This is a genomic window from Micromonospora sp. KLBMP9576, assembly GCF_050941805.1.
GTDB lineage: Bacteria > Actinomycetota > Actinomycetes > Mycobacteriales > Micromonosporaceae > Micromonospora.
Map to the genome: position 1 here is coordinate 747,145 of NZ_CP194567.1, position 14,334 is coordinate 761,478.

Sequence of the window (14,334 nt, forward strand, 5' to 3'; positions counted from 1 at the left end):
GCTGTGACCGTGCCGGTCATACCCGGTCCGGGCGGACCAGCGCCTGCCACCGCGTGACCGGCTCACCGCAGTCGAACACGTGCAGCAGCGGCTGGCGGGCCACCACCGGGCAGACGTGCCCGGGCAGCACCCGCAGCTCGTCACCCACGGACACCGAGCCCGCGTCGAGGGGCGTGCCGTCGAGGCCCGTCATCACGACCCCGCTCATCCAGGTCTGGTCGGCGCCCGCGAGCAGCGCGTCGGCGTCGGTGCGCGGCACCTGCCCGTCGATGCCGGTGACGGTCGTGGTGACGGCGATCGCGACCGCCTCGGGCTCGCACTCGCCCAGCCGGGCCAGCCCGCCGTCGAGCAGGGCGTACGCGCCGGCGCAGACCTCGGTCACGCCGGCGACACCCAGCGCGCCGAGGAGGCTGGGTGTGCCGCCGACGCTCACCGTCGGGCAGGGCACCCCGGTGGCCCGGATGCGCTGCGCGACCGACACCAGCAGGTGCGCCTGGCGGCGGCCGGCATCGACGCGGTCGCGGGCGGTGGCGGGGTCGGTGATCCCCACGTACCCGGTCACACCCGCCAGGCGTAGTCCCTCGGTCCGCGCCACCGACGCGGCCAGCTCCCCGGCGGCGTCGGGGTGGACGCCGACCCGGTGCAGGCCGGTGTCGATCTCGATCCGTACGTCGAGGGCGACGCCGTGCGCCACGGCCGCCGCGCCGAGGCCGGTAACCGCGTCCGGGTGGTCCACGTGCACGGTCACCGCGCAGCGCCGGGCGAGCCGGGCGAACCTGGCCCACCGCCACGGGTCGCGCCACGGCCACGCCACCGCCACGTCCGTCACGCCCACCGCCAGGTAGGCCTCGGCCTCGGCGGCGGAGTGGACGGCGACGCCCACCGCGCCCGCGGCGACCTGCCGGGCGGCGATCTCGGGCGTCCGGTGTCCCTTGACGTGCGCGCGCAGCGCGACACCGGCCTCGGCCGTGGCCTTGCCGTACCGCGCGATGTTCGCGTCCAGCCTGGTCAGGTCGACGGTGATCCTCGGCGTCATTCGCCGCGCCCGTGCCAGGCGTCCGGAGGGAAGGAGAACGCCGCCTCACCGCCGGCGAGCATGGCCGCCTGGCGGTCCCGCTCGGTGGGATGCGGCACGCCGACGCCGGACACCCCGAGGAAGACCTCGTCCGGCCAGGACAGCCCGAGGGCGTCCTCGACGGGCTCGTCGCGGGTGGCGGCGGTGAAGAACGTGCCGAGACCGAGCGCGGTCGCGGTGAGGTAGACGGTCTGGCTGAGGTGGCCGACGTCGAGCAGGAGCGCCCGGTACGCGCGCGCGGCCGGATATTTCCACACGGTCCGGTCGAGCACCGCCGCGTACATCAGCAGGAAACCGGCCTGGGCGGCGTGCGGCTGCCCGCCGCACCACTCGCGTAGCCGGTCCTCGCCGCTCGCGTCGGCGAGTCGCACCAACTCGTGGCGGCGCACCGAATAGTGGTAGACGCCGGGCTCCAGCCCCGCCACGTCACGGACCACCGGATAGACCTCGACGGGATGGCGGGAACCGCCGGACGGCACGGTCTTGAGCAGCGCCGTTCCGACGCCCGCGACATCGACCTCGCGGCGCACCCCGGCGGTCCAGCGCAGGAGGGCGGCGAACGCCGACAGCGGCACCGGGGCGTCCGGGTCGAACCATCGCGTCGAGCGGCGGGCGTCGAGGACCCGGGTGAAGTCGACGGCGGGCGGGTCGGCGAGGGGCAGGGCGATGCGCGGCCCCTCGTGCTCCTTGACCGGGTCCGGCTGGGCGGTCTTGGCGCGCAGCACGGCGGCGTCCTCGACGGCGGAGCGGAAGACGTCGCTGCCGAGCGTGCGGCTGGCCAGGTGGTAGTAGGTGGCCGCCGGCCCCAGGTCGCGCCAGGCGCCGAGGCGTTCCTCCTGGGCGTGTTCCGGCGAACCCTCGGCGACGAGGACGTGGGCGTCGAGGAGCTGCTGCGCGAGCCGGCCGGTGGGCTCGGCCCAGTCGGCGTGGTCGCGCAGCAGCCTCTCCGCCTCGACGGTCAACGCGAACTGCCGGTGCCGCAGCGGATCGTCGCAGACGAGCTGACCATCCCGCCACAGGAAGACGACCAGCCGCGACACACGGGCGCGCATGATTGATCAGGCTTCGACCGGGGGCTCCAGGCAGGTCAGTTCCTGGTCGTAGTCGTCGGACGCCACGGGCTCGAAGGCCTCAACCTGCTCGGTCATGTGGGTCTCCCTCACTAATCGGTGATGATCGCTGGAACGCATCGACGGTATCAGTAAGTCCACTGTGAACAAACCCCTCTCGGGGAACCTGTCGGTGATCATCTCGCCCGACTGCCAGAGAGACGCGCGAGGCGGGCGAAGCCCCCCGCTCCGCCGGCTTCAGCGTCATCCGCCACGACCGGACCCTGTCCGGCCTGCTGACACTGAGCTTCGTGTTCTTCTTCCTCTTCGGCCCGGTGTACGTGGCCATGCCGATCCGCGTGGCCGAGGATCTGCACGGCTCGGCGACGCTGCTCGGGATCTACTACACGGCGTTCGGTGTCGGCGGCCTCATCGGCGGACTGGCCGCCGGCTACCTGCACCGCCTGCCGCTGTGGCCCACCATCGTCGGCATCGTCGTCGGTTTCGGCGCCGCCATGCTGCCACTGGGCCTGGGCGCACCCATCGGCCTGTCGTTGCCGGCATTCGCACTCGCGGGCCTGATCTGGGCGCCGTACATGTCGACCACGATGGCGCTGTTCCAGCGCGGCACCACCATCACGACACTCCCGCAGGTCCTGGCGGCCAACGGGGCCGTCACCGTGCTGGCGGTGCCACTGGGCACCATGCTCGGCGGCCCCCTGGTGGCCACCATCGGTGCCCGCGAGACGCTGCTGCTGTGCGCCGCGTCCACCGCGGCCCTCGGCCTGATCGCCGCCGGCGTCCTGGTCCTGTGGCGCAGGCCGGCGGCGACCGGTCCGCCCGTAACGGGCGGACGCTGACGGACGACCCCGCTAACCGGCGATGCCGACGGCCTCGGCGCTGGCTGTCCAGAGCCGGGCGGCGAGCTGCGGGTCGGCCGCCCGGGGCAGCGGGCGGCGCGGTCGCCGGTCGGCGTGGTAGCCGCCCGACACCAGCCGCGCCGGGTCCTGGTTGGCCAGCCAGACCAGCGTCTCGGCGCCCTTCTCGGGGCTGCGCAACGGCAGGATCCGCATGCCGAGGGCGACCAGCCGGTTGTCGTTGCCGAACCGGCTGCGCACCACCCCCGGGTGGAAGGAGTACGCGGGAATCTCCGGCCAGCGCCGGGCCGCCTCGGCCGTGAACAGGATGTTCGCCTGCTTGCTGGTGCCGTACGCCTGCACGGGCCGGTAGCGGCGCAGCGGGGCGTTCAGGTCGGCCGGGTCGAGCACGCCACTGCGGTGCGCGCCGGAGGCGGTGACCACCATCCGGCCGATCCGGTCCCGCAGCAGGTTGCTGAGCAGGAACGGGGCCAGGTGGTTGGCCTGGATCGACAGCTCGAATCCGTCGACCGTGGTGAGCGGCTGGAGCACGATCGCCCCGGCGTTGTTGGCGAGCACGTCGATCCGGTCGTACGCGTCGCGAAGCTGGCCGGCCAGGCGGCGTACGTCGTCCAGTGCCGCGAAGTCGGCGCGGAACAGCTCCGGCCGTTCGCCGGACGCCTCGCGGACCTGTTGCGCCGCGGCCTGGAGCCGGGCGGGGTCCCGGCCGACCAGCACCACCTGGTCGCCGCGGCACGCCAGCTCGACGGCGGCGGCCAGGCCGATGCCCGAACTGGCCCCGGTCACCACCACGAGTCGGCGTCCAGTGAGATCTTCCACAGGTTCATTCACCCCGGTCACGGCACGAGGTTACCGTGGCGTCACAAAGACCTTTGGGATCGTTAAGTTCTCGTCAGGTGACGTCGGCGTGCCCGGCGCACGCTGGAAGGAGCGCATCCATGGCCGCAGTCGGTCGCCCCCGCCGGTCCTGCCTCGCGGTACCCGGCTCCAGCGTCAAGATGCTCGGCAAGGCCCAGGGCCTCCCGGCCGACCAGGTCTTCCTCGACCTGGAGGACGCGGTCGCCCCGCTGGCCAAGCCCGACGCCCGCAAGAACATCGTCGCGGCGCTCAACGAGGGCGACTGGTCGGGCAAGGCCCGCGTCGTGCGGGTCAACGACCTGACCACGCCGTGGACCTACCGCGACGTCATCGACGTGGTGGAGGGGGCCGGCGCCAACCTCGACTGCGTCATGCTGCCGAAGGTGCAGAACGCGGCCCAGGTGCAGTGGCTCGACATGACGCTGACCCAGCTGGAGAAGACGCTCGGCCTCCAGGTCGGCCGGATCGGCATCGAGGCGCAGATCGAGAACGCCGCCGGGCTGGTCAACGTCGACGCCATCGCCGCCGCCTCGCCCCGCGTCGAGACCATCATCTTCGGTCCGGCCGACTTCATGGCGTCGATCAACATGAGGTCCCTCGCGGTGGGAGCCCTCATCCCCGACTATCCGGGCGACCCCTACCACTACATCCTCATGCGCATCCTGATGGCCGCCCGGATGCACGACAAGCAGGCCATCGACGGCCCGTTCCTGCAGATCCGCGACGTGGACGGGTTCCGGGAGGTGGCGAAGCGCTCGGCGGCGCTCGGCTTCGACGGCAAGTGGGTGCTGCACCCGGGTCAGCTCGACGCCGCGAACGAGGTCTACTCGCCGGCCCAGGCCGACTACGACCACGCCGAGCTGATCCTCGACGCGTACGAGCACTACACGTCGGAGGCGGGCGGGCGGCTCGGCGCGGTGATGCTCGGCGACGAGATGATCGACGAGGCGTCCCGCAAGATGGCCCTCGTGGTCGCGGCGAAGGGCCGGGCCGCGGGGCTGACCCGCACCTCGTCCTTCACCCCGCCGGGGGAGTAGCCCCGCGCCCGTGCCGCCCCGGCCCGTTCGCCGGGGCGGCACGCGTCGGTCAGTAGCTGGTGCTGCTCGGACCGGACTGGCTGATCACGAACGCGATGAGCGCCGCGTAGAGGATGATCCCCAGCACGAACAGGCCGGTGACGATCCAGCCGACGATGATGGCCGCCTTCGCCATGCCGTCGCCGCCCTCGCCGGTCTCCCGGATCTGCTTCTGCGCGACGTGCCCGAGGATCGCGCCGACCGGCGCCGTGATGCAGGACGTGATACCGACCAGGGCGAGCACCAGGGCCGCGATGGCGAGGCCGTTGGTCCTCGGCGGTGGGGCGTAGCCGTAGGCCGGGTAGGGCGGCGGGTAGGCGGCAGGCGCCGGCTGGCCGGAGGCATGCTGCGTTCCGGCGTACGGGTCACCGCCCGCGTAGGGGTCGGCCGGGGCGTAGGGGTCGGCACCGGTGGGCTGGGCGGGGATGGGCTGACCGCTCACCGGGAGGTTGGGGTCGTAGGGCGGGGGATATGTCATTCGTCAGCTCCGTAGGGTGCGGGGTGCGCCCGTCAGGGTAGTCAGCTCCGCACACATGCCGGGGCCTCGCCGCCGGGTGTGCCGCGTTGCCCGGGCACCGGGAAGCGGGCAGGATCCTGGCATGGTGATTGACGCGCGAGCCGCGGACCGCTCCGGCAGCAGACCCAGGCGGGACGCGAGCCGCCCCGGCCTGGCCCGGCGCACCCGCGCCGCCAGTCCGGCGGGCGCCGCCGGAATCGACGAGCCCGCGCCGCTGCCGGACCCGGTGACCATGCGGCTCGACGGGAGGGTCGCCCTGGTCACCGGGGCGGGCAGCCCCGACGGCATCGGGTACGCGACGGCCCGGCGGCTGACCGACCTGGGCGCCCGGGTCGCCATCGTCTCCACCACCCGACGCATCCACGAGCGGGCCGAGGAGCTGGGCGTGACCGGCTTCGTCGCGGACCTCACCGACGAGTCGGAGGTGGGTGCCCTCGCCGACGCGGTCGCCGAGCAACTCGGCGACGTGGAGGTGCTGGTCAACAACGCCGGGCTCGCCAGCCGGGCCAGCCCCGAGGTGCTGCGCCCCGTCGCCCAGCTCAGCTACAACGAGTGGCGCGGCGAGATCGACCGCAACCTGAGCACCGTGTTCCTGTGCAGCCGGGCCTTCATCGGTGGCATGGCCGAGCGGGGCTGGGGCCGGATCGTCAACCTGGCGGCCACCGCCGGGCCGGTCAACGCCCTGCCGACCGAGGCGGCCTACGCGGCGGCCAAGGCGGGCGTGGTCGGGCTCACCCGGGCGCTGGCGATGGAGATGATCGCCGACGGGGTGACAGTCAACGCGGTCGCGCCGGGCACCATCCACACGGCGGCCTCCACGGTGGCGGAGATCAGGCAGGGGCTGGGCACCCCGGTCGGTCGCCCCGGCACCCCCGACGAGGTGGCCGCGGCGATCACCTTCCTCTGCGCGCCGGCCGCCTCGTACATCACGGGGCAGATGCTGGTGGTGGACGGCGGCAACAGCGTCCGGGAGGCCCAGTTCCGCTGATCCGGGCGGTCAGTAGCTGGTGCCGCTGTTGCTGCCGATGGCGATCAGCGCGATCCATCCGCAGCAGGCGAGCAGGCCGATCCCGGTGAAGACGTAGCTGAGGATCAGCCCCCAGGTGGCGAGCTGGTCGCCCTCCTCGCCCGTGCGACGGATCTGCCGCTTGGCCAGGTGCCCGAGGACGATGCCGGCCGGGGAGAAGACGAATGCGAAGACCAGCGAGAGGATGGCCAGCACGTTCGTCCCGCCCGGCCGCTGACCCGACGGCGGGCCGTACTGCCCGTAGGGCACCTGCGGGGTGTACGGGGGCTGCTGGCCCCACTGCTGGCCCTGCGTCGGCTCGCCGGGGCGCTCGTACGCCGGCTGGTCGTACGCCGGCTGGTCGTAACCGGGCTGGCTGTGACCGGGCTGGTCGTACGGCGGCTGGTCGTACGGCGGCTGGTCGTAGCCGGGCTGGTCGGGTGGCGGCGGTTCGTGACCGTAGGACGGCGGTTCGGGGGCGGACGGCTCGTGCCTCGACGGGTCGTGTCCCGACGGGGGCTCCCAGGGCGAGGGCGGCCGGTCCGGATCGGGTGGGCCCGACGACGGTGGCTGGCTCACAATCTCCTCCTGCCGCTGGCGGATCGCGTCCCTCTTGCCGGACGCTACCCGCAGCGGTGAACCTTTTCACAGCGGTTGTGTGGACTGGTCACCTTGGCCTCGGCGCTCGCGCGGCCAATACTGACCAGGCGTTCAGTTACCCATCAGTAAGGCGCCGACCACCGGAGGCTGAGATGGCCCGACTCGCCCAGACACCCGGCCTGACCGATGTGCAGCGGTCGATCCTGGAGACCGTCCGGGAGTTCGCCGACAAGGAGATCATTCCGCACGCGCAGCGGCTGGAGCACGCCGACGAGTACCCGAGCGACATCCTCGCCGGGATGCGCGAGATGGGCCTCTTCGGTCTCACCATCGCCGAGGAGCACGGCGGTCTCGGTGAGTCCCTGCTCACCTATGCGCTGGTGGTCGAGGAGCTGTCGCGGGGCTGGATGTCGATCTCCGGCATCGTCAACACCCACTTCATCGTGGCCTATCTGATCTCCCAGCACGGCTCCGCCGAGCAGCAGGCCCGGCTGCTGCCGAAGATGGCGACCGGCGAGGTGCGCGGCGCTTTCTCCATGTCCGAGCCCGAGTGCGGCTCCGACGTCTCCGCGATCAAGTCGAAGGCCGTCCGCGACGGCGACCGGTACGTGCTCAACGGTCAGAAGATGTGGCTGACCAACGGGGCGTACTCCTCCGTGGTGGCCACTCTGGTCCGCACCGACACCGGCGCCGACTCCGTCTACGGCAACATGAGCACCTTCCTGCTGGAGAAGGAGCCCGGCTTCGGCGAGACCGCCCCCGGCCTGACCATCCCCGGCAAGATCGACAAGATGGGCTACAAGGGCGTCGAGACGACCGAGATGGTGCTCGACGGGGTGACCGTCCCCGACTCCGCCGTCCTCGGCGGCGCGGAGCAGGTCGGCCGCGGTTTCTACCAGATGATGGACGGCATCGAGGTCGGCCGGGTCAACGTGGCCGCCCGCGCCTGCGGCATCTCGCTACGCGCCTTCGAACTCGCCGTCGCGTACGCCCAGCAGCGCCGCACCTTCGGTCAGCCGCTGGCGAAGCACCAGGCCATCGCCTTCAAGCTCGCCGAGATGGGCACCAAGATCGAGGCCGCCCACGCACTCATGGTCAACGCCGCCCGGCTCAAGGACGCCGGCCAGCGCAACGACGTCGAGGCCGGCATGGCCAAGCTGCTGGCCTCGGAGTACTGCGCCGAGGTCGTCCAGGAGGCCTTCCGCATCCACGGTGGCTACGGCTACTCCAAGGAGTACGAGATCGAGCGCCTGATGCGCGAGGCCCCGTTCCTGCTCATCGGCGAGGGCACCTCGGAGATCCAGAAGACGATCATCTCCCGGGGCCTGCTCAAGGAGTACAAGCTCTGACGGGACCGGTGGCAGCGACGGGTGGACGTCGCCCCGCATCGCCTTCGGAGCTGAACCGTTTGCGACATCACGCGCGGGCGCCTGAGTCGTCTGCGACATCAGCTCGAAAGGAGACGACCGACCCATCCCACGGCGGCAACGGACGGGGAGGCAGGTGGGCCCGTCGGTGCGGCTCGCCGGTACCGGTCGGGGTCGCCGAGATCGATGCCGGAGAGCGCCGGCCGGTGGCAGCGGTGGTCCGGCGCGGGGCGGGTCGTCAGCCCAGCCGGGTGAGGCCGGCGGCGGCGCGCTCGACGATCAGGCAGCGGTCCTCGACGTAGTCCAGGCCCGCCTCCGTGGCGATCCGCCGCGCCTCGGCCGAGACGATGCCGAGCTGCAACCAGACCGCCGGCGCGCCGATCGCCACCGCCTCGCGCACCACGTCGACGGCGTCGTGGGCGGGCCGGAACACGTCGACCAGGTCCACCGGGTGCGGGATGTCGGCCAGGGACCGGTAGACCCGCTCGCCGAAGAGTTCGTCGGCCGTCGGGTTGACCGGGATGATCCGCCAGCCGTACCGCTGCATCTGCGCCGGCACGCCGTGCGCGGCCTTGCGCGGGTCGCGGGACGCGCCCACGACGGCGATCACGGCGGAGTCGGCGAGGATCTGCTCAGGGGAGCGCACCCGCCGACTCTAACCCCGCCGCTCAGCCCTCGCCCGCGAGCGCCTGCCCCAGCCGGGCGTACTCCTGCGGCGTGCCGATCGCCGCGCGGTGCTCGGGGTGCGCGGCGTAGTGCGCGACCGCCCCCGCGAGCAGCCCCGGCGTGACGTCCAGCTCAGCGGTCTCGACGATGGCGCTGCGGCGCGGGGCGATGCCCCGCAGCCGGACCAGGTCCCATTTCCGCACCGGCAGCCGGAGCTGGCCGGAGTGCCGGTAGGAAGCGCCCGCCACCGCCGGGTCCAGGGCCTCCCACGGCACCCAGAGCTGCCGCAGCGGCCCCTCGGCGGCGATCCCGTCCGGGGTCAGCGCGACTGTCGACACGCGGCGCCAGAGAGCGATCGACAGCACCAGGGCGCACGGACCGCTGAGGACGGGGTAGAGCCACCACATGCCCTCCCGCTCCACCATGAGCTGGTAGGCCGTCGTGTAGGTGAGGAAGGAGAGCAGGAGCCAGAGGTAACTCGCCCGGTTCGGGGGTGGGGCGAAGAAGGCGCGCTCCGGCTCGTCGGCCCGCAGCTCGCCGGCCCCGTGCCGGCTGAAAACGCGGAACGTCGCCCACAACAGCACCGCTATCGGCACCAGCGTGAGCAGGGCGACCGGACCGCTGGTGCGCGCCGATGCGGCCACGGCGCCCCAGAGCAGCCCGACGACCACCGCGACCGCCACCGCCACGCGCTGCCGGCGCACGGCCCCATCAATCGTCTCTCGCACGACGGCAGCGTATCGGTGGCCGTCTACAGAAGAGTGAGCTGCTCGGTGGCCGGCGGCGCGGGGGCCGGTTCGGTCGGGCGGCGGTCGTCGCCGCGCCCGCCCTGGTGCAGCCCGTGCCGGCGCGCGGCGATCCGCACCCGCGCTGTCAGCTCCCGCTGGTAGGACTGGGGGGCGTACGCGCCGGAACGGTAGAGCTCGCGGTAGCGGGGGACCAGGTGCGGGAACTCGCGGCCGAGCCAGCGGGCGTACCACTCCCGGGCTCCCGGCCGCAGGTGCAGCGCCAGCGGCGTGGCGCTGGTCGCCCCGGCGGCGGCGATCGCTGCCACCGTCGCGTCGATCGAGGCGTCGTCGTCGCTGAGCCCGGGCAGGATCGGCGCCATCAGCACGTCGACGTCGAAGCCGGCGTCGGCGAGCGCCCGTACGGCGTCGAGCCGCCGCCTCGGGCTGGGGGTGCCCGGCTCGACCGCGCGCCAGAGCCGCTCGTCGACGAAGCCCACCGAGTACGACACGCCGACCCGGGTGACCTCGGCGGCCTGGCGCAGCAACGGCAGGTCACGCAGGATCAGCGTGCCCTTGGTGAGGATCGAGAACGGGTTGGCGAAGTCGCGCAGCGCCGCGATGATCTGCGGCATGAGCTGGTAGCGCCCCTCGGCCCGCTGGTAGCAGTCGACGTTGGTGCCCATCGCGACGTGCGCGCCCCGCCAGCGCGGCGCGGCCAGCTCCCGCCGGACCAGCTCACCGGCGTTGACCTTGACAATGACCTTCTGGTCGAAGTCCGCCCCGGCGTCAAGGTCGAGGTAGGTGTGCGTGTTACGTGCGAAGCAGTATTTGCACGCATGACTGCAGCCACGGTAGGGGTTGATCGTCCACTCGAACGGGACCCGCGAGGTGCCGGGCACCTTGTTGATGATCGATTTGGCCTGCACCTCGTAGAACGTCATACCGGCGAAGCCCGGCGTGTCGAAGGTGCGGGCGACCGCGCCGGGCAGCGCCAGCGGCAGGGGTGGTGTCGCCGGCGCTGCCCGTCCGGAGACTCCCTCGTCCGGGGGAGCGGAGAGGTTGTCCCAGCGCATGGCCCCTATTCGAACACACGTACGAGCGAGTCGCAAGCGGCCCGCCGTGTTCCGGAGCACCTCGCTGGCCCGCGCGGGGGTCGGCGGGTGGAGGATGGAGCAATGGAGAGCTCGACGTTCGTCTACGACGGGGACTGCGCGTTCTGCACCCGCTGCGCCGAGTTCATCGACCGGCGCATCCCCACCGGCGTCCGGGTGGTGCCGTGGCAGTTCGCCGACCTCGGCGCGCTGGGCCTCAGCGAGGCCGAGTGCGAGGACGCGGTGCAGTGGGTGGGCGCCGACGGCTCCCGCGCGGCCGGCCCTGACGCCATCGCGCGGCTCCTCGGCGACAGCGGTCCGCTCTGGCGGGTCGCGGGTGCCGGCCTCAGGTTCCCCCCGGTACGCGCCGCCGCCTGGCCCGCGTACCGCTGGGTGGCCCGCAACCGGCACCGGCTGCCCGGCGGCACGGCCGCCTGCGCCCTGCCCCAGGAGGCGCGGGAGCGTCTCTACGGACCGGCCGGGCGCCCGGCGCCGGACGCCTGACCGGCGAGCGCCGGCGCGGTGCCGGCGGGCGGTCGGTCGTCCCGCCCCCGCCGGGTGAGCAGTCGGCGCGCCCAGAGCACCGGGCGGACCCGCTCCAGCGGCAGGAAGGCGGCCATCGCGGCCAGGTGCGGGGCGAACGAGATCGTGATGGTCGCGAAGGTGACCAGGTGGAACGAGTAGAAGAAGCCCACCGTCGCCATCCGCCAACGCTCCCTGACCAGGAAGACCACCGGGCAGAGCAGCTCGAACGCGACGATGCCGAACTGGGCGACGATCAGCAGGTACGGCACCGAGGCGACCAGGTCGGCCAGTTCGGTGCCGCGCCGCAGGATGGCCCTGGCCAGCACCGAGCCGGTCAGCCAGTCCAGTCCGCCGAAGCGCAGCTTGGCCCAGGCGGCCAGGAAGTACGTGCAGATCACGGCGATCTGGGTGACCCGTAGCGCCCAGCCGCCCGCCTCGGTGCGGGTGGCGTCGCCGTGCCGGGCCCGCCCCACGGTGGGCAGGACGGCCAGCGCGACGAGCAGCCCGAACCGGTCGTGGTCGACCTTGCCGTAGCTCATCGCGATGATCATCCACTGGAAGTAGAGCGCGAAGACCGTCCAGCCGAGCAGCCGCGGCGCGCGGCCGGCCGCGGCGAGCAGGGCGAGCAGCAGCAGGGCCCAGAAGAGCACGGCGACCAGGGTCGGGGTCGGCGTGGGCAGCGGCAGCAGGCGGCCGATCAGCAGCGGCTGGTACAGCTCGCCGGGCACCGCCACCCGGCTGCGTACCCAGGGCGTGAAGACGACCAGGTCCGCGGCGACGAAGAGGTAGATGAGCGTGCGGAAGGCGGCCACCCGGCCGAGGGGCACCGGCTCGGTCAGCCAGCGGGTGATCGGTGCCAGCCAGCGGCTCATCGGACGGCCTGCCAGGCGACCACGGTCTCGTCGGTCCAGCCGCCGGTGGGCCGCCCGTCGCGGATGCCGTGCCAGCGGATGACGATGCGGACCTCGACCAGCTCCGCCGCGTCAGGGTGCCGATCGGCGTACGCGTCGGCGACCTCGGCGAGCAGCGCGGGGTCGGCGGCGTACCGGCTCTGCTGGCCCTCGATCTCGGCCCGCCGGATGCCGGTGGCGCCCTCGGCCAGGTCGACGACGGCGCCGGTGCTGTCGACGCCCTCGACGCGGGTGTCCGGGGCGGGGGAGTCCGGCGGGTTGGACGTCGAGTACATCCGGAAGGGGCCGAACGGGAAGTGGTCGTCGGTGCCCCACGCCGTGCCGGCCAGCAGGACGGCCAGACCGACGGCGGTGACGGCGAGCCGGGCGGCGCGACCGCGGCTGGTCAAGGTTTCCATCGCGTCGTGACGATACGGGATGTCCTGCCTGCCCCGGTTCCCTCCGTCGGGCACCGCCGGCTGCCCGGCGGGCCAGGGTGCACCCGTGACGCGACGACGGCCGGGCCCGGTGCGGGCCCGGCCGTTCGTGACGCACCGCGGGTCAGTGCTTGTGCCCGGCCATCTTCTGGCGGACGTCCTCCATGTCGAGGCCCTCGACCTGTTCGATCAGGTTCTCCAGGGCGGACTCGGGCAGGGCGCCGGGCTGGGCGAAGACGATGACGCCGTCGCGGATCGCCATGATCGTCGGGATCGAGCGGATGTCGAACTTGGCGGCCAGCTCCTGCTGGGCCTCGGTGTCGACCTTGCCGAACACGATCTCGGAGTGCTTGGCGGAGGACCGCTCGTAGACGGGGGCGAACTGCTTGCACGGGCCGCACCATTCGGCCCAGAAGTCGACCAGCACGATGCCGTCGCTGCCGGTCACCTCGTCGAAGTTTGCCGTGGTCAGCTCTACGGTTGCCATGAGAAGTCTCCGATCGGCGCGCGGAATAGCTACGTCTGGTGGAACCGGGGCGTACCACGGGGAATTCCCGGCCCGCCGCCGCCGAAACGTGCTCGTCAGGCCCTCGGGCGGGCCGCGAAGCCATCGATCGACGTGGTTTCGGGCCGCCGTTGCGGTCCGCAAGTGCATGACGCATTTGCGTGACCGGTCGTGATGGGAGCGCTACCACCAAGATCGACACGATCGGGTGGAGCGAAAGGGCAATCAAGGGCTTGACAGGCGGTGATTCGGTGTGCGGAGATCGCGGAGGTCCGGTCGGACCGTCACTCAGGGTAGTGTTACAAAAAGGTAAATGTGACGTGGGTCTCTGTTCGGTTCGCCTTCTCGTGCGGCAGAATCTTCCCCATCAGAGCGTGGGCGGCGGGTGCCGGGGAGGGCCCCGCCGCTCATTGCGTCTCCCCCCGGTTGTGGCGTGTGTGACATTTCCGCACGCCCCGGGTCCCGCACCTCGCCTTAACACTCGATAAGGCATGCTGTGTCGAACTCCATCGCCGCCCGTCGAAGGGGACAAGGATGCAGTTCGGCCGCTACTACGAGGAGTTCGAGGTCGGCGCGGTCTACCGGCACTGGCCGGGCAAGACGGTGACCGAGTACGACGACCACCTCTTCTGCCTGCTCACCATGAACCACCATCCGCTGCACATGGACGCGCACTACGCCGCGACGGCGAGCCAGTTCAAGCGCAACGTGGTGGTCGGCAACTACATCTACTCCCTGCTGCTGGGCATGTCGGTGCCCGACGTCAGCGGTAAGGCCATCGCCAACCTCGAGGTCGAGTCCCTGCGGCACGTGGCGCCGACCTTCCACGGCGACACGATCTACGGCGAGACCACGGTGCTCGACAAGCGCGAGTCGTCCTCCAAGCCCGACCGGGGGGTGGTCTCCGTCGAGACCCGGGGCTACAACCAGGACGGCACGATGGTGTGCGTCTTCCGCCGCCGGGTGATGGTCCCGAAGAAGGAGTACGCGGCGACGGCGGTGCCCGAGGGAGTCGACCCGGAACGGCCCAGCTTCCCCGAGCCGCGCTGACCGGCGGGGCCCTTCT

General features: G+C 72.3%; 17 protein-coding genes. 6 read left to right on the plus strand and 11 right to left on the minus strand.

Annotation, left to right across the window (positions count from 1 at the left end):
- Positions 1 to 16: 16 nt before the first annotated feature.
- Both ACQ452_RS03530 and ACQ452_RS03535 read right to left on the minus strand, forming a co-directional pair.
- The gene (locus ACQ452_RS03530) at positions 17 to 1,036 is read right to left on the minus strand and encodes an alanine racemase (RefSeq protein ID WP_433389634.1); all 1,020 of its coding nucleotides are present in this window, start codon (positions 1,034 to 1,036) and stop codon (positions 17 to 19) included.
- On the minus strand, positions 1,033 to 2,127 hold the full coding sequence (locus tag ACQ452_RS03535; RefSeq protein ID WP_433389636.1) for a SagB/ThcOx family dehydrogenase: 1,095 nt from the start codon (positions 2,125 to 2,127) through the stop codon (positions 1,033 to 1,035). The genes ACQ452_RS03530 and ACQ452_RS03535 overlap by 4 nt, the downstream gene beginning before the upstream one ends.
- A gap of 263 nt (positions 2,128 to 2,390) precedes the next feature.
- On the opposite strand from ACQ452_RS03535, the gene ACQ452_RS03540 reads away from it, so the two are divergent.
- Entirely contained in the window at positions 2,391 to 2,984 is a 594-nt protein-coding gene (locus ACQ452_RS03540) for an MFS transporter (RefSeq protein WP_433393960.1), read from the plus strand.
- A gap of 12 nt (positions 2,985 to 2,996) precedes the next feature.
- Here ACQ452_RS03540 and ACQ452_RS03545 read toward each other — a convergent pair whose 3' ends face one another.
- Positions 2,997 to 3,821 carry an SDR family NAD(P)-dependent oxidoreductase gene (locus ACQ452_RS03545; protein WP_433389638.1) on the minus strand — a complete coding sequence of 275 codons (825 nt, stop codon included), beginning with the start codon at positions 3,819 to 3,821 and terminating at the stop codon, positions 2,997 to 2,999.
- 119 nt (positions 3,822 to 3,940) lie between these two features.
- Here ACQ452_RS03545 and ACQ452_RS03550 point away from each other — a divergent pair, with 119 nt between their 5' ends.
- Positions 3,941 to 4,897: an HpcH/HpaI aldolase/citrate lyase family protein gene (locus ACQ452_RS03550; RefSeq protein ID WP_433389640.1), complete on the plus strand. Its 957-nt coding sequence runs from the start codon at positions 3,941 to 3,943 to the stop codon at positions 4,895 to 4,897.
- Between the two features lie 49 nt (positions 4,898 to 4,946).
- Here ACQ452_RS03550 and ACQ452_RS03555 read toward each other — a convergent pair whose 3' ends face one another.
- The gene (locus tag ACQ452_RS03555; protein ID WP_433389643.1) at positions 4,947 to 5,414 is read right to left on the minus strand and encodes a DUF4190 domain-containing protein; all 468 of its coding nucleotides are present in this window, start codon (positions 5,412 to 5,414) and stop codon (positions 4,947 to 4,949) included.
- Between the two features lie 121 nt (positions 5,415 to 5,535).
- Between ACQ452_RS03555 and ACQ452_RS03560 the strand changes: the two genes are divergently transcribed.
- Positions 5,536 to 6,441: an SDR family NAD(P)-dependent oxidoreductase gene (locus tag ACQ452_RS03560; protein ID WP_433389644.1), complete on the plus strand. Its 906-nt coding sequence runs from the start codon at positions 5,536 to 5,538 to the stop codon at positions 6,439 to 6,441.
- A 9-nt stretch (positions 6,442 to 6,450) separates the two neighbouring features.
- Here the strand turns inward: ACQ452_RS03560 and ACQ452_RS03565 are convergent, their stop codons facing one another.
- Positions 6,451 to 7,038 (minus strand): DUF4190 domain-containing protein, encoded by a 588-nt coding sequence (locus ACQ452_RS03565; protein WP_433389646.1) that lies wholly within the window; start codon positions 7,036 to 7,038, stop codon positions 6,451 to 6,453.
- A 173-nt stretch (positions 7,039 to 7,211) separates the two neighbouring features.
- Between ACQ452_RS03565 and ACQ452_RS03570 the strand changes: the two genes are divergently transcribed.
- Entirely contained in the window at positions 7,212 to 8,408 is a 1,197-nt protein-coding gene (locus ACQ452_RS03570) for an acyl-CoA dehydrogenase family protein (RefSeq protein ID WP_433389647.1), read from the plus strand.
- Between the two features lie 256 nt (positions 8,409 to 8,664).
- On the opposite strand, the gene ACQ452_RS03575 is transcribed toward ACQ452_RS03570, so the two are convergent.
- Genes ACQ452_RS03575 through ACQ452_RS03585 form a run of 3 tightly spaced genes read right to left on the minus strand, consistent with a single transcriptional unit; the run spans position 8,665 to position 10,893 of the window.
- Entirely contained in the window at positions 8,665 to 9,072 is a 408-nt protein-coding gene (locus ACQ452_RS03575; protein ID WP_433389648.1) for a CoA-binding protein, read from the minus strand.
- Between the two features lie 22 nt (positions 9,073 to 9,094).
- Positions 9,095 to 9,820 carry a hypothetical protein gene (locus tag ACQ452_RS03580; protein ID WP_433389650.1) on the minus strand — a complete coding sequence of 242 codons (726 nt, stop codon included), beginning with the start codon at positions 9,818 to 9,820 and terminating at the stop codon, positions 9,095 to 9,097.
- A 23-nt stretch (positions 9,821 to 9,843) separates the two neighbouring features.
- Complete coding sequence (locus tag ACQ452_RS03585; protein ID WP_433389651.1) at positions 9,844 to 10,893, minus strand: Rv2578c family radical SAM protein; 1,050 nt, start codon at positions 10,891 to 10,893, stop codon at positions 9,844 to 9,846.
- Between the two features lie 102 nt (positions 10,894 to 10,995).
- Here ACQ452_RS03585 and ACQ452_RS03590 point away from each other — a divergent pair, with 102 nt between their 5' ends.
- Positions 10,996 to 11,415 (plus strand): thiol-disulfide oxidoreductase DCC family protein, encoded by a 420-nt coding sequence (locus ACQ452_RS03590; protein ID WP_433389653.1) that lies wholly within the window; start codon positions 10,996 to 10,998, stop codon positions 11,413 to 11,415.
- Here the strand turns inward: ACQ452_RS03590 and ACQ452_RS03595 are convergent.
- The 3 genes from ACQ452_RS03595 to trxA form a co-directional block, all read right to left on the minus strand.
- Entirely contained in the window at positions 11,379 to 12,308 is a 930-nt protein-coding gene (locus ACQ452_RS03595) for an MFS transporter permease (protein WP_433389655.1), read from the minus strand. The two genes, ACQ452_RS03590 and ACQ452_RS03595, sit on opposite strands and share 37 nt — an antisense overlap.
- Positions 12,305 to 12,745, minus strand: a complete 441-nt coding sequence (locus ACQ452_RS03600) for a hypothetical protein (protein WP_433389657.1) — start codon at positions 12,743 to 12,745, stop codon at positions 12,305 to 12,307. The genes ACQ452_RS03595 and ACQ452_RS03600 overlap by 4 nt, the downstream gene beginning before the upstream one ends.
- Positions 12,746 to 12,887: 142 nt before the next feature.
- Positions 12,888 to 13,250, minus strand: a complete 363-nt coding sequence (gene trxA / locus ACQ452_RS03605) for a thioredoxin (protein WP_433389659.1) — start codon at positions 13,248 to 13,250, stop codon at positions 12,888 to 12,890.
- A gap of 552 nt (positions 13,251 to 13,802) precedes the next feature.
- Here trxA and ACQ452_RS03610 point away from each other — a divergent pair.
- Positions 13,803 to 14,318 (plus strand): MaoC family dehydratase, encoded by a 516-nt coding sequence (locus ACQ452_RS03610; RefSeq protein WP_425690636.1) that lies wholly within the window; start codon positions 13,803 to 13,805, stop codon positions 14,316 to 14,318.
- Positions 14,319 to 14,334 lie beyond the last annotated feature (16 nt).